The organism is [Muricauda] lutisoli (nom. illeg.) (assembly GCF_017313105.1).
Lineage (GTDB): Bacteria > Bacteroidota > Bacteroidia > Flavobacteriales > Flavobacteriaceae > Flagellimonas > Flagellimonas lutisoli.
The window spans coordinates 628,183-642,801 of the sequence record NZ_JAFLND010000001.1 but is presented as its reverse complement, the minus strand read 5'-3'; the positions used below and the strand labels follow the sequence as shown (position 1 = coordinate 642,801).

The window sequence follows — 14,619 nt, the reverse complement described above, 5'->3', positions numbered from 1 at the left end:
CTATCAAAATTTTAATTTCGTTTTACTGGAATCTTCAAATAGCTGTCCCCAAACCATTTAATAACCAAGGGCTCTTGGGCATCTTTGATGGTTTCCTCACTGACATTTTTACCTGTACCATGATTAACTTCAGAAAATGGGTCTTTAATTCCATTGATCACTATTACCAGTCGACTTCCTTTATTTATCTTTTTACTGGTCATCCGAACAATGCCAAATGGAATTTTGACCTTTTCATTGGGTGTTAACAATTGTCGGTGCTCACTGTCCCGCACATAACTTGCCCTGCCCACATAAGGCAGTGTCAAAGCAAAAAATTGGCCATCAAGTGTCTGCTCAAACAACATTACTTTATAATCAAAATCCTTTTTATTGATGGATACCGAGATTTCTCCACCAAATGAACCATTCAATTCAAATTCGGAATCAAAAGGTTCAGTTACAAAGGAAAAACCTTGTCCAACCATGAGGCTATCAGCAATAATGTTTCTCCAACCACTTGAATTCCACGCGAGGTTGCTTCGGTCCAAAAAATCGATGGTCTGCTCCAAATAACTATTGGAATCTACGGACTGTTCGGTAAGGGTATAATGAATATCCTCTCCATTGTTTCCCGTACTAAACAAAGAGGCAAAAGCCACTCCAGAACGCTTGTTGCTCAAATAATATATGAGTGTGTCATTCGCCATTTCCCCCAATGATGAGGCGTGCTCCCATTTGTTAGCTCCCATCACTTGGTAATTGACCTTGTTCTTTAATAATGCTGGTTTAGCCCTTCCTTTCAATACATAATCAAACCAATCAAAGATCAACTCCGTGATATCTATTTGTGCCACAGGGTCAATATCGTAACCGAAAATGTGAGTATCGGGCTTTTCTTGGGCGCCAAAATGGGTGTATGGCCCGATAACCAAATAATGCTCAGCGTTTTTATTGTATTTGGTATGTTCCTTTAAATAATACTGCGTTCCAACTTGTCCTCCATCAAAATAGCCGGTCGTTGCCAACACGGGAATATCAATATGGACAAACTCATCTTTGTAGGGCATCATGTTTTGCCAATAAGCATCATATGTAGGGTGCAATAATCGCTCACGGAACTGCGGATTCGGCAATCCGTCCAAACTGTCCATCCTATTATAGGCCACTCCTTTTTCATACCATTCCATATTCAGGTCTCGCCAGCGTTTTCCGTTGAAATATAAAGTGGTGTCCAAATACTTGTTATTGGAGACATAGTGGTGCCAAGGGTAATGAAAATTAAAGTAAACCCCATTTTCCATAGGTTCAGCAATACCCGGGGCGGCCGAAACGGAGGGCACAATTGTTTTCAATGCAGGATGTACCTTGTGTTTTACAGCGGCCCATTGAGTAAACCCTACATAACTGCCTCCGTACATACCCACTTTCTTGTTGCTCCAATCTTGTTTACTGATCCAATCGATTACCTCATAGGTGTCGTTCGACTCATATTTGTAGGGTATAATGGAATCAGGGCTCAATCCCTTGCCTCGAGTGTACGAAACCACTCCTACATACCCGTGGTCCACAGCCATTTTGGCTCTTTTTAAATCATTTTTACGTGCATATATGGTGTGGAAGAGTACTGTGGGAAGAGGTTCCGAAGTTTCGGCGTTTCTAACTACGATCGCATGGATTTTTGCGCCGTCAGCTGTTGAAATCAAAATACTATCCTGAATTAGATATGTGGTACCGTTTTCTTCAACACACCTTGGAGCCTGAACCGTCCCTTTCTGCTCACACGAGGTCAAAAAACCAAGAATAATGATTGCGATAAAAAGTGATTTAGTGATTGAATTTTTCATTTTGATTGACTTTGATTTCGGGCATAACCCGCCCATTAAGCTTTATACTTTTACTATTCGTTGTTTTGATTTAATCGATGTATGGATTTTACAAACTGTTCCGTTTTTTAAACTTTACGGATTGCCTGCTCGAGAGACCCACCTTTTCTCCCGTTGTCAATACCAACTGTAATTTGTTATTGAAATACGGATGAATTTCCTTGATGTATTCCGTATTGATGATTTGGCTCCTGTTGGCCCTAAAAAAAGTATTCGGGTCCAGTTTTTCCTCCAATTGGTTCAGGGAACGTTTTACCATGGCCTTTTCATTCCCAAAATATAAGCGTACATAATTATCCATGGATTCAATTGATCTGATTTCTGCCAACGGAATGAAATATACCTTTTCTCCATCCTTGATAAAGATTTTCTGATGGCTTCCCAAGGGTGCTTTTTTCTCTGCTTCCTTCTTTTGCAATTCTTGCTTTACCTTTTCGATGGTTTTGGCAAAGCGCTCCTCCCTAAGAGGTTTTACCAAGTAATCCAGGGCGTTTACTTCAAAGGCTTGGACTGCATATTGATCATAGGCTGTGGTAAAAACCACCTCGGGAACGGTTCCCAGCTCCTCCAACATGTCAAAACCTGATTTCTCCGGCATATGGATATCCAAAAAAATGATGTCTGGATGTTCTTGTTCAATGAGGTCAACAGCTATTGCTGCATTGTTCGCTTCACCCACAATTTTAAATTCGGGATAACTTTCAAGGGCTCTCCGAACCTCTTCACGGGCCAAACGCTCATCATCTATGATCAAAGTTGTATACATGTTCATCATTTTTCTATTGGAATCTTCAAGGTTGCCACCACACTATTCGCCATTGGTGATTCGATACTGAAATTTGCCATACTTTCATATTGCAACAAAAGGCGTTCTTTAAGATTTTTCAGGCCCAAGCCTTTTTGACCATTATTGGAGAGTGTTCCCGGGTTTTTAATGGTGATTTCCACAAAATCATCCTGCTTTTTGATTACAATATCGACCGTGCCCCCTTCAAGTTGTTTATCCACTCCATGCTTAATGGCGTTCTCTACCAAAAGTTGAATGCTCAATGGGGGGATTTTGAAATTTTCCAGGTTCTGGTCAATATCAAAATTTACATACAACCGTTCCTCAAATCGCAATTGTTCCAGTTCCACATAATCTTTCACCAATGACAGTTCTTCTGCAATGGAAATGGACACGTGCTCCTTTTCGTAAAGAGATGAACGTAGCAGATCGGACAATAAATCAATGGCCCGTCGAGCACTTTTGGGGCTTTCAATGACCAAAGATTTAATGGAATTGAGCGAATTGAACAAAAAGTGAGGATTTAACTGCGCGGAAAGGTTGTCCAACTGCGATTGCTTTGCAACTACCGAAAGTTGGGCATTTGCCTTCGCCGTATTTACTTCCCTCATATAAAAATGGTAAGCATGATAAGCAAGCACCCAAATGGCCATATGCCTCAGGCCCGTAATCAGGACTGGGTTCCAAACCGACAAATTCTCCAGAAAGGTATCGGTATCACTGACCAAATAAATGTATGCGGACGTCTTTAAATTCATTATCAACATGAACAATACGGCCAACACCAAAATAGAGGGAACAACCTTCTTGATCAATCCCTTTATCCCCAACTGGTTCCAATCAGCTTTTAAAGCTATGCTCCTGTAAGCATGGGTGAGGCCAATACAAATGGCAACATCCAAAATATAATTGATTAAAGCTTGAGTAATGGTAAATTGATCCCGTACCAGCGCAATATATAGCCACAAAAGGGAAACAACACCCCAGCCAATAAATTGGCATTTCCAATAGAGAGATAGTCCTGTATTTGTCTTTTTGTTGGGCATTGAACCATTCATTTTTCGGGTCTCTTATCGTGTATGGTTGTTGTTACTCTGATTTTGAATAATTGGTCAACTCATTTACATACACCCCATAACCATCTTTGTTTACATGCTTGATATATGTCTTTAACTCCGGGGAATACCACCAAATATCCGTCATTTCCCCTTTAAAACCTCTAGAATTGGTTACAATTCCTTTGTATTCTATTTTATACGCCTTGAATGTTCCGGCTTCCACATTTAAATCTTCAAATGAAACAATTTCAGCATCTTGACTGGTTTTTCCAGTGGTACCTTCATTATTTTCCCATTCTGACTCGTATTTCCATTTTTTTCCTACCTGCAAAGGCCAATTACGAAACGGGGTGCTGCTCTGGTTTTGATTTCTGGTTTTCGAAATTTGAACGGTATCAACACCGTTCCAAAGCCCTAAAGTTCCATTGTAGTACACTACCTCCTGGATGTCTTCACCTTGTGCACGAACCTCTCCGTCCACTGCACGTTCCCATTTCCAAATCCATTTTTCTCCAATGCTGTAATCATTTAACGTTGGTTGTTGGGTTTTTGTTAGTGCACAATTACTGAAGATCAGTGGTAGTATAAGGTAAAATAGTACTTGTTTTGTCATTGCTGTTGTTTTTTGATTGATGAATAATATGTTCATATCCTGTATGAACAACTCGTACAAAGCAATGAAAAACATCCAATATGGGGAAGAGAAAGTACATGAACGCACAAAACCCGAGTTGGGCGTAAAAAAATAGAGGGGATGTACTTTAAAAATACGTATTGATGCAGAAATGGGCCAAACTACAAAACCGTTAGTAGTTACGCCACTTTTGTGTGAACTCGAACACGTGCTCCAAAATTTTGGCTTCCATATCGTTGAAATCCATATTACGGCGTTTCATCATGGCTTCGGCCACTTCAAAAGCCTTGTTGGTCCTAAATATGGTATAACCTGCCGTAGCGCCGCCCCAACTAAAACTGGGAATAAAATTTCGTGGAAATCCGCTACCAAAAATATTGGCACTCACACCAACAACGGTCCCTGTGTTGAACATGACGTTGATACCACACTTGCTATGATCGCCCATCATCAGCCCACAAAACTGCAGACCTGTTTTGGCAAAACCTTCGGTTTTGTAGTTCCACAAGCGTACGGGCGCATAGTTGTTTTTCAAATTGGAGGTGTTGGTGTCCGCACCGATATTGCACCATTCCCCAAGTACCGAGTTCCCGAGGAAACCATCATGGCCTTTATTGGAGTTGGCAAAAAGTACCGCATTGTTGACCTCACCACCCAATTTGCAACCTGGTCCAGCGGTTACCGCACCATATATTTTAGCGCCCATTTTTAAAATGGCATTTTCGCAAAGAGCAAGTCCTCCACGAACCATACAACCTTCCATCATCAAGGCATTTTTACCAATATAAATAGGGCCGGTAGAAGCATTTAAAATGCAAAACTCCACTGTGGCACCTTCCTCGATAAAAATATTTTCGGGATTCTTCACCTGATTGGTATCGGGTATGGGCTGGCTTGTTCGGCCTTCGGTCAGAACATCAAAATCAGCTTGAAGGGCAGCTGCGTTATTGGAGAAGATATCCCAAGTGTTTTTGATGGTCAAAACCTCATCATCAAAAGGAATAGCGGTATATGCTGATTCTTCAAAGCCCGTTTCCAGGTTTTCTGTAACGTAAGCGATATAACTATCGTTCCCTATCAAAGCTTCACCCATCTTTAAATTATTGATGGCATCCACCAACTTTTCATTGGGCAAATAACTACCATTGATCACGGTGTTTTCGTTCGCAACCTTCAATGGAAATTTTTCGGAAAGGTATTCCTCTGTTTGATAGCTCACAGAAGCATTCAACCATTTTTCCCATTTTTCGCCAATGGTCATAATACCCACCCGAATCTCGGATACGGGTCTTGTGAAAGTAAAGGGAAACAAATCTTCTCGGTGGTTACCGTCGGAAAGGATATAGTTCATAGCTCAGCTTTGCATACGGTAAAAATAAAAAAACGCCCTCGAAAAGTATCGAGAGCGTTCCTATATTTCGTTAAAAAGTACGACCTACTCGGCCTCCTTCTTATCTTCCTTTTTAAATTTCTTGTATTTGTTCTTGAACTTGTCGATTCTACCAGCGGTATCCACCAATTTGGTCTTACCAGTATAGTAGGGGTGAGAAGTTCTTGAAATTTCCAATTTTACCAAAGGGTATTCAACACCATCAACAGTGATGGTCTCTTTCGCTTCAGCAGTGGACTTTGTAATGAACACGTCATCGTTGGACATGTCTTTAAAAGCAACCAATCTATAGTTTTCTGGGTGTATACCTTTTCTCATCGTCTTAAATGCTTAATCTCAGAATTTTCAGGGTGCAAATTTAATGATTTCTTTGACACCTCCAACTTAAAATTACTAAAAAAATAAAGTTAAATTTATATGTAACAAATTTAAGCATTCAATAACTAACCTTCTATAAGCAACACTAATTTAAAAATCATGGAAGAACAAAAACCAAAAACTGGAAAATTCGCACTCAACTACGGGCTGTTATCAGGTCTTATTGCTGTAGTGTTCGGAGTTATGCTCTACACCCAGAAAATGCACTACGAGACAAGCACTGCCGTAATCGTAATTTCTATTGTAATCTTGGCGGCAATCATTTTTTTGGCGGTCAAGGCCTTTAAAAAAGCCAATGGTGGTTATTTATCCATTTCCGAAGCTTTAAAAGTCGCTGTGGGGGTTGCCTTGGTAGGTGCCATAATTTCTTTAATCTATCAGTTTATACTGACCAATTTTATTGAACCCGACTTTATGGACAAGGCCATGGAACTTGCCAAACCAAAAGCAATGGCCCAAAACCCCAACATGACGGAAGAACAATGGGAACAAGGCGTTGAAATGCAGAAAAGCTTTGCTTGGATCCAGTATCCCGTTCTCTTGATCATGAACTCCGTGCTGGGTCTGATCATAGGTCTGATCACAGGCTTGATCTTGAAAAAGTCCAAAGCGGATTACTAAAACAAAAAATGCTACTTTTGAAGGGAATTCCAGAATCGAACAATGCAGATTTCCATTGTAATTCCTTTACTTAACGAGCGTGAGTCTCTAAAAGAACTACATGATTGGATTGTACAAGTAATGCAATCCAATCATTTTTCTTATGAAGTCATCTTTATCGATGATGGTAGCACCGATGGGTCTTGGGAGATTATTTCAGAACTTTCCAAAGCTGATGAAAACGTAAAAGCGATCCGATTCCTTAAGAATTTTGGCAAATCGCAGGCTCTTCATGCAGGTTTTAAGGCTGCAGAAGGCGAGGTGGTCATTACCATGGACGCCGACTTACAGGACAATCCCGAAGAAATCCCAGAAATGTACCGGATGATTACCCAAGAGGGACATCATGTGGTATCGGGCTGGAAAAAGAAGCGGTACGACTCTGTCATCACCAAAAACATACCTTCCAAACTATTCAATTGGGCAGCACGTAAAACCTCCGGGGTAAAACTCCACGACTTTAACTGTGGCCTCAAGGCCTTCAATCAAAAAGTGGTAAAAACCATTGAAGTTTCTGGGGAAATGCACCGATATATCCCTGTTTTGGCCAAAAATGCCGGGTTTTCAGATATTACAGAAAAAGTGGTCCAGCACCAGGCCCGGAAATATGGTTCCACCAAATTCGGCGCAGAACGCTTTATCAATGGATTCTTGGATTTGATCACCATTTGGTTTGTCTCCAAATTTGGACGCAGGCCCATGCATTTGTTTGGAGCGTGGGGCGTACTCATGTTCTTTGTTGGCTTTGGGTTTTCGCTTTATTTAGGAATCGACAAACTATTTTTAAACCCAACCGGGAGACTGATTACACAGCGACCTCAATTTTATATAGCACTGACTGCCATGATTATAGGAACGCAATTGTTTTTGGCAGGCTTTATTGGAGAGATTATGGTACGATCTAGAAAAAACGACACACGATACAATATCTCCGACAAAATTAACCTCTAGGCCATTCTTAAACCCTACAAACTTTGTATTTTTAAATCTCTAAACAAACGACAGACACTATGGATCCCATTACAGAGACAGCACAATCTTGGTTAACCGATTTTTTTGATGATGACACAAAAAAGGAAGTCAAACACCTGATAGACAACGATACCGAAGAACTTAAGGAACGTTTTTATAAGGATTTAGAGTTTGGTACGGGAGGAATGCGTGGTGTAATGGGTGTTGGCACCAATAGAATCAATAAATACACTTTGGGGAAAAACACCCAAGGACTCAGTAATTATCTTAAAAAATCGTACACTGACGACGACCTAAAAGTCGTAATCGCTTACGATTGCAGACATAACTCACAATCCTTGGCAAAGACCGTAGCAGAGGTATTCTCGGCCAATGGAATTAGGGTTCATTTATTTTCAGATTTAAGAACTACACCTGAGCTGTCTTTTGCAGTAAGGTATTTGGGGTGCCATGCAGGAATCGTGCTTACGGCCTCCCATAACCCACCAGAATACAACGGATACAAAGTATATTGGGCCGATGGCGGACAGATTGTACCTCCTCAGGATGGCGAAATTATTGCCGAAATCAATGCCCTTTCTTTCGAGGACATCAAGTTCGACAAGAATGAAAGCTTGATTCACCTGATTGATAAAGAAGTTGACGAGGCCTTTTTTGAAGCTTCCGTAAGTAACGGTAGTTTTGATGCAAAGGGAAAAGATGATTTTAAAATCGTTTTCACTTCCTTGCACGGAACCTCAATTACCGCTATTCCAGAGGTATTGAAACGAGCAGGTTATAAAAACGTTACCATAATCGAGGAACAGGCCGAGCCCAATGGCGATTTTCCAACAGTGGAATCACCAAATCCGGAAGAGCCCGAAGCACTGTCCATGGCAATCGCCAAGGCAGAGGAAATAGGTGCGGATATGGTGGTGGGCACCGACCCGGACAGCGACCGTTTGGGTATTGCCGTTCGCAACCTCGAGGGCAAAATGGAACTGTTGAACGGGAACCAAACCATGGTGCTCATGACCAAGTTCCTTTTGGACCAATACAAGAAAAAAGGATTTAAGGGCAACGAGTTTATTGCCACGACCATAGTTTCCACCCCAATGATGCAACAAATGGCCAAATCATACGGTGTGGAGTTCAAAACAGCTTTGACAGGATTTAAATGGATCGGTAAAATGATAAAGGACTTTCCAAGCTCCCAATTCATAGGTGGCGGTGAAGAGAGCTTTGGATATATGGTCGGTGATTTTGTAAGGGACAAAGACGCGGTCACCTCCACCCTATTGGCCTGTGAGATTGCAGCCAATGCCAAGGCCAATGGAAGCTCTTTTTATAAAGATTTGATAGATGCCTACGTGGAGTTCGGTTTTTACAAGGAAAAATTGATCTCCATCACCAAAAAAGGAATGAGCGGTGCAGAGGAAATCAAGCAAATGCTAAAGGATTTCAAAGAAAATCCCGTAGATACCGTGCAAGGCTCAAAACTGTTGTACATTGAAGATTACAACACATCCATCGTTAAAAATGTACAGACAAATGAAGAGTTTACCCTCCATTTGCCCAAGTCCAATGTATTGATTTATGAAACAGAGGATGGCACCCGAATTGCCGCTCGCCCCAGTGGAACAGAACCAAAAGTAAAGTTCTACATCAGTACAAATACAAAATTGGACAAGGCCGCCGATTATAAATCCGTAAATTCGCAGTTGGAAACCAAAATTGAAGGTATCCTTTCCGAGCTGAATTTATAGTGAATGAACTACTTTAAAAAGATTCTCCGATTTGCGGTTCCATACCGTAAATACGGTTTTCTGAATATTTTTTTCAATATTCTCTATGCATTGTTTAGTGCATTGTCCTATGCTGCACTTATTCCAATGCTCAATGTCCTGTTCGATAAGACCAAGCAGGTCAACGAGCCGCCAAAATTGGAAAGTATTGGTAAGCTTAAGGATTATTTCATGGACTACATGAATTATCAAGTGACCCAATATTCCGGTGATGATCCCATGAAAGGGCTTCTATTAGCGGTCGGACTCATCTTGTTTTTATTCCTTTTTAAGAATATCTTCAACTATTTGGCCATGTATTTCATTACTTTTTTAAGGAATGGAGTACTGAAGGATATCCGAAACAAGATGTACGAGAAAATCATGGATTTGCCCATCTCCTACTTCTCCGAGAAAAAGAAAGGTGACGTAATCGCTCGAATCACGTCGGATGTATTGGAAATACAACACTCTTTTCTTTCCATTTTGGAATTGATCGTTCGAGAACCGCTTACCATACTCTTTACGATTATTGTGATGTTTTTGATCAGTGTAAAACTGACCATATTCGTATTCATTTTTATTCCCATTGCCGGAATGATCATTTCTAGAATCGGTAAATCCCTAAAGAAAAAATCTGACAGGGTACAAAAAGAACAAGGGGAATTTCTATCCATTGTGGAAGAAACGTTGGGGGGACTCCGGGTCATCAAAGCGTTTAATTCAGAATCCAAATTCTACAATACGTTCAAAAGTTCTACATCAAGATTTTTTAAGTTCTCCAACTCCTTGCTGAACCGTCAAAACCTATCATCCCCGACCAGTGAATTCCTTGGAATTGTTGTTTTTGGTGTGCTGTTATGGTTTGGAGGACGAATGGTATTATTGGAAGGAACCCTTGATGCTGCCTCTTTTATTTCTTATATGGGATTGGCATTCAATATTTTAACCCCAGCCAAGGCTATCAGTAAAGCATCTTATGGAGTTAAAAAAGGAAATGCTGCGGCCGAACGTGTATTGGAGATACTCGAATCCGAAAACCCGATCAAAAACATTGAAGGCGCCGAAGAAAAAACAGATTTCAAATCGGGAATAGAACTCAAAGAAGTAGGATTCAAGTATGAAGACGATTACGTACTGAAAAACTTCAACCTAAAGGTTGACAAAGGCAAGACAGTGGCCCTGGTCGGTCAATCAGGTAGTGGTAAGAGTACCGTGGCCAATTTGGTAACCCGGTTCTACGATGTCAATAAAGGGGAGATCCTGATTGATGGGACCAACATCAAAAACATTACCAAAAAATCACTCCGTGGATTGATGGGGCTGGTTACGCAAGACTCCATTCTCTTTAACGATTCTGTGAAGAGTAATATAGCTTTAGGTAAGGAAAATGCCACAATGGACGAAATTATGGAAGCTGCCAAAGTCGCCAATGCACACGATTTTATCATGGATTTACCCAATGGCTACGACACCAATATTGGTGATAGCGGAAATAAATTGAGTGGAGGACAAAAACAACGCTTATCAATCGCACGGGCAGTGCTTAAAAACCCGCCCATTATGATTTTGGATGAGGCAACCTCTGCTCTAGACACCGAAAGTGAGCGATTGGTTCAGGATGCCTTGGAGAAAATGATGCAAAATCGCACCTCCATCGTTATTGCACACCGACTGTCCACTATCCAGAACGCCGATACCATTGTGGTGATGAGCAAAGGAGAAATCGTGGAACAGGGAAACCACGAAGAGTTGATGAAATCCGCCAAAAATTATAAGAAGCTTGTAGAGATGCAATCATTCACTTGATAGATTGTTGGATCAATGGATATTTGGATTTCTGACTCCCGGAATCCGGAGGAAAAGATTTCTCGGCTGCGGGTCATACCAACCCTTCACCCTTCACCCTTCAACCTTTATCCTTTACCCTTTACCAATAAAAATTAAACCTTTTCCCCGTACCTTAGTCAAAGCATCAAACAACAGAAACATTGATCGCCGAGGAAACCTTAGTCCAAGAACTACAACGGGAAGAAAGTCGCTCAAAAGCCTTTGAGGTGTTGGTGAACACTTACAAGGAACGTTTGTATTGGCATATCAGAAGGATTGTCCTCGACCACGACGATACGGATGATGTGCTTCAGAATACATTTATCAAAATATATAGGAACATTGAGAAGTTTAAAGGGGAGAGTAAACTTTATTCTTGGATGTACCGTATTGCCACCAACGAATCCTTGACATTTTTAAAGCAAAAATCACGGAAAATGGGCATTAGCGACCAAGAATTGAAGGATAAAATGGTAGAAAACCTTCAAGCTGATGTGTATTTTGAAGGAGATGAAATCCAACTCAAACTACAAAAAGCCTTGGCAACCTTGCCCGACAAACAGAAACTGGTTTTCACCATGAAGTATTTTCAGGAAATGAAATACAACGATATTTCCGAGGCACTGGATACTTCCGTAGGTGCATTAAAGACATCCTACCATTTGGCGGTTAAAAAAATAGAAGCGTATCTTAAAGAAAATTAAACCTTTGATGAGTTAAGCAGTCAAAACAAAACGATGGAAAAGGACAAAGAAAATAGTTTCAATACACCAGAAGGCTACTTCGAGAGCTTTAACGATCGGCTTATGGACCGAATCCGAAAAGAAGAGACGAACGAAGCTGGCTCCATAATTCCCAAAACCGATGGCTTTGCGGTTCCCAATGGCTATTTTGATGAAGTAACACCAACTGTTCTATCCAAAATCAATACAAAAGAACCCAAGGTTATTCCATTGAAGATCAATAGACGTTTTTACTACAGTATAGCTGCCACAGCCGCAATTTTCATAGTGATGTTCAGTCTTACCAGGGAATCAAATCCGGAACCCCTGACTTTTGATGATTTGGCAAACGCGGAAATAGAGGCTTATTTTGAGAATACCGATTTGGAAATGACTTCTTATGAGATTGCAGAGGTGGTTTCTTTGGAGGAAATAGAGTTGAACGATATACTCGGTGATGATTTGGAAGAGGACATCATCATGGAATATTTGGATGAGAATGTCGATGACATTGAAGAATTAAATTTAGAAGACATTGATTATGAATAAGAGAGCACTTATACTTTGTTCCCTGTTGTTCGGTATCTTTTTGATGCATGGCCAAGGGCCTGGGCGTAATCGTATTAAAACGCTTAAAGTAGCCTTTATTACCGAACAAGTAGGATTGACCAGCGAAGAGGCCCAACAATTTTGGCCCATATACAACGCACACGAGGAAACCATGGAGGATATCCGTAGAAAGGAACGCGCGGAACTGCACGCCAACATCGTTCGTGCGCAAGAGCTTTCTACTAACGAGTCGGAAATGTTATTGGACCACCTTCTTGCCCTCCAATCTGACAAGCAAGAAGCAGATCGGGAATTTTTGACCAGATTACGAACAGTGATTCCTGCCAAAAAAGTACTGTTATTGGTCAAGGCCGAAGAGGATTTTAAAAGACAGATGATCCAACAGTTCCGTAAACGGCGTGGAGGAAGATAACCCGTGTGGAATCAACAAAAAATGAAAAGAAGCCTCCGGGCTTCTTTTTTTGATTAAACCTTTCCTGAAAACCACAGTCTTACCATCAGAAACCCATAAAAATCCAATGTTATGAAACGAATGAAAGTGTTTATGGTCATCGCTGCATTTTTGGGAACCATAATTGGAGCATCAGCACAAACAAGAACGGTGGTAAAGGTTTATCCAAAACATGGAACCGTGGTAAGAACAGTATCCAAACCCAGAGTGATAGTTCACAAAAGAACAAACTATTACTTAGCTGATGGCATTTGGTACAAAGCCCATGGGAAAAAATATGTGGTTACGGCTGCACCAAGGGGAGTTAAAATAAGAACCTTGCCCAAAGGCAGCAAAGTATTTTACAGAAATGGGAGAAGGTTATACCGATACCGTGGCATATGGTACAAAAGAAGAGGAAGGCACTATGTGGTCGTGAACGTTTAGTTTTTGATTGATTAGTTTTTAGTTAGTTCAAAAAGCGGTGAGTAGATCACCGCTTTTTTTATTTAAAATCCAACTTTGCGATTCTCTTGCTTCCCGCAGCAAAAGCCGTGGAATCGTTCAAAAAGCGAAGCGTAAAAAAAGGTTCTTCACTGAGCTGTTTCCAGTTCGTACCACCATCCGAAGAATAGGAAATTCCTGTAAATCCAATAGCTACCAATGCTTCTCCGTCGGAATTGGGAACAAACTGTACGCAACTTTTATAACCAGGTTCAAGGCCATCGGCAATCAACTCCCAAGTTTTGCCCCCATCAACCGTTTTAATCTTATTGGCTTTGTTGGACTCAGGTTCGGTGTAATCCCCTCCTATCGCAAACCCAAGATTTTCATCAAAAAAATCTATGGAATAGATTCCCTGTGTCGGTTTATCCGAAATTATAGGGGTTTGCTGTATTTCCCAAGTCAACCCTTTATCACTGGAAAAATAAATCCTTCCCTCCGTGGTACCGATCCAAACTTTATTCCCTTGTACGGCAATATTACTATTACTGGCTGCAAAAGCACCTTCACCTTCAATACCTTCTGGCAAATCCGAACAAGAAAGTTTGGTCCAGGAATTACCGCCATCCCTAGTAATTATAATCGAGAGACATCCATCTACAGTATCGCCAACAGCAATACCCTCGGTATTGTTCCAAAAAGCAAGACTATCATAAAAAAGGCCCTCACCCGCTTCGGTATATACCAATTCCATTTTTCCTTGGTCACCGGTTTTGTACAATAATGCAGGACTTTCCACGGAAAGCATGAAAAAATCCTCAGCAGTTCCTCCGACTGCCCTAAAACTAGGGGTAATGGAATCATAATATTGTGTACTCGACCTCACCTGATTTGAGCTCACATCCACCGTGCCATAAATCCCATTGCTACCCGCAAAGGCCAATGTTCTACTATCTAAAAATGTAATTGCCCTAATACTTACAGCGTCCTCAAAAACTGGGGTTATTCCCACAGATTGAAAGGGTTGTTTTTTAGGTTCTTCGGCACAAGAAAACAAAACAAGAACAACTAAAAGTGAAAGGATTGACCTCATTGTATTTATTTTCTTCAAAAGTA

The 14,619-nt window shown here is 40.9% G+C and carries 15 protein-coding genes; 8 read left to right on the top strand and 7 right to left on the bottom strand.

Annotated features, from left to right (window positions below; genetic code table 11):
- Nucleotides 1–11: 11 nt before the first annotated feature.
- The 6 genes from J0X13_RS03035 to J0X13_RS03010 all read right to left on the bottom strand — a co-directional run bounded on the left by J0X13_RS03035 (nt 12) and on the right by J0X13_RS03010 (nt 6,052).
- Nucleotides 12–1,826, bottom strand: a complete 1,815-nt coding sequence (locus J0X13_RS03035; RefSeq protein ID WP_207069985.1) for a CocE/NonD family hydrolase — start codon at nt 1,824–1,826, stop codon at nt 12–14.
- Nucleotides 1,827–1,914: 88 nt separating this feature from the next.
- Nucleotides 1,915–2,631, bottom strand: coding sequence for a LytR/AlgR family response regulator transcription factor (locus J0X13_RS03030; RefSeq protein WP_242535603.1), 717 nt, complete (start codon nt 2,629–2,631; stop codon nt 1,915–1,917).
- Between the two features lie 5 nt (nt 2,632–2,636).
- Nucleotides 2,637–3,698, bottom strand: a complete 1,062-nt coding sequence (locus J0X13_RS03025; RefSeq protein WP_207069983.1) for a sensor histidine kinase — start codon at nt 3,696–3,698, stop codon at nt 2,637–2,639.
- A gap of 43 nt (nt 3,699–3,741) precedes the next feature.
- Nucleotides 3,742–4,323, bottom strand: a complete 582-nt coding sequence (locus J0X13_RS03020) for a hypothetical protein (RefSeq protein ID WP_207069982.1) — start codon at nt 4,321–4,323, stop codon at nt 3,742–3,744.
- A 193-nt stretch (nt 4,324–4,516) separates the two neighbouring features.
- Nucleotides 4,517–5,695: a GlmU family protein gene (locus tag J0X13_RS03015; RefSeq protein WP_207069981.1), complete on the bottom strand. Its 1,179-nt coding sequence runs from the start codon at nt 5,693–5,695 to the stop codon at nt 4,517–4,519.
- 84 nt (nt 5,696–5,779) lie between these two features.
- Entirely contained in the window at nt 5,780–6,052 is a 273-nt protein-coding gene (locus J0X13_RS03010) for a type B 50S ribosomal protein L31 (protein WP_127137783.1), read from the bottom strand.
- A gap of 159 nt (nt 6,053–6,211) precedes the next feature.
- On the opposite strand from J0X13_RS03010, the gene J0X13_RS03005 reads away from it, so the two are divergent.
- The 8 genes from J0X13_RS03005 to J0X13_RS02970 all read left to right on the top strand — a co-directional run bounded on the left by J0X13_RS03005 (nt 6,212) and on the right by J0X13_RS02970 (nt 13,506).
- On the top strand, nt 6,212–6,733 hold the full coding sequence (locus tag J0X13_RS03005; RefSeq protein ID WP_207069980.1) for a DUF4199 domain-containing protein: 522 nt from the start codon (nt 6,212–6,214) through the stop codon (nt 6,731–6,733).
- A gap of 42 nt (nt 6,734–6,775) precedes the next feature.
- On the top strand, nt 6,776–7,723 hold the full coding sequence (locus J0X13_RS03000; RefSeq protein WP_207069979.1) for a glycosyltransferase family 2 protein: 948 nt from the start codon (nt 6,776–6,778) through the stop codon (nt 7,721–7,723).
- 59 nt (nt 7,724–7,782) lie between these two features.
- A complete protein-coding gene (locus tag J0X13_RS02995) occupies nt 7,783–9,489 on the top strand; it encodes a phospho-sugar mutase (protein WP_207069978.1) in 1,707 nt (568 codons plus the stop codon).
- A gap of 3 nt (nt 9,490–9,492) precedes the next feature.
- Nucleotides 9,493–11,316: an ABC transporter ATP-binding protein gene (locus J0X13_RS02990; RefSeq protein WP_207069977.1), complete on the top strand. Its 1,824-nt coding sequence runs from the start codon at nt 9,493–9,495 to the stop codon at nt 11,314–11,316.
- A 182-nt stretch (nt 11,317–11,498) separates the two neighbouring features.
- Complete coding sequence (locus tag J0X13_RS02985) at nt 11,499–12,041, top strand: RNA polymerase sigma factor (RefSeq protein ID WP_207069976.1); 543 nt, start codon at nt 11,499–11,501, stop codon at nt 12,039–12,041.
- A gap of 33 nt (nt 12,042–12,074) precedes the next feature.
- Entirely contained in the window at nt 12,075–12,608 is a 534-nt protein-coding gene (locus J0X13_RS02980; RefSeq protein ID WP_207069975.1) for a hypothetical protein, read from the top strand.
- Nucleotides 12,601–13,041 (top strand): hypothetical protein, encoded by a 441-nt coding sequence (locus J0X13_RS02975; RefSeq protein ID WP_207069974.1) that lies wholly within the window; start codon nt 12,601–12,603, stop codon nt 13,039–13,041. The genes J0X13_RS02980 and J0X13_RS02975 overlap by 8 nt, the downstream gene beginning before the upstream one ends.
- A gap of 111 nt (nt 13,042–13,152) precedes the next feature.
- Entirely contained in the window at nt 13,153–13,506 is a 354-nt protein-coding gene (locus J0X13_RS02970; protein WP_207069973.1) for a DUF6515 family protein, read from the top strand.
- Between the two features lie 58 nt (nt 13,507–13,564).
- Here J0X13_RS02970 and J0X13_RS02965 read toward each other — a convergent pair whose 3' ends face one another.
- Complete coding sequence (locus J0X13_RS02965; RefSeq protein ID WP_207069972.1) at nt 13,565–14,596, bottom strand: WD40/YVTN/BNR-like repeat-containing protein; 1,032 nt, start codon at nt 14,594–14,596, stop codon at nt 13,565–13,567.
- Nucleotides 14,597–14,619 lie beyond the last annotated feature (23 nt).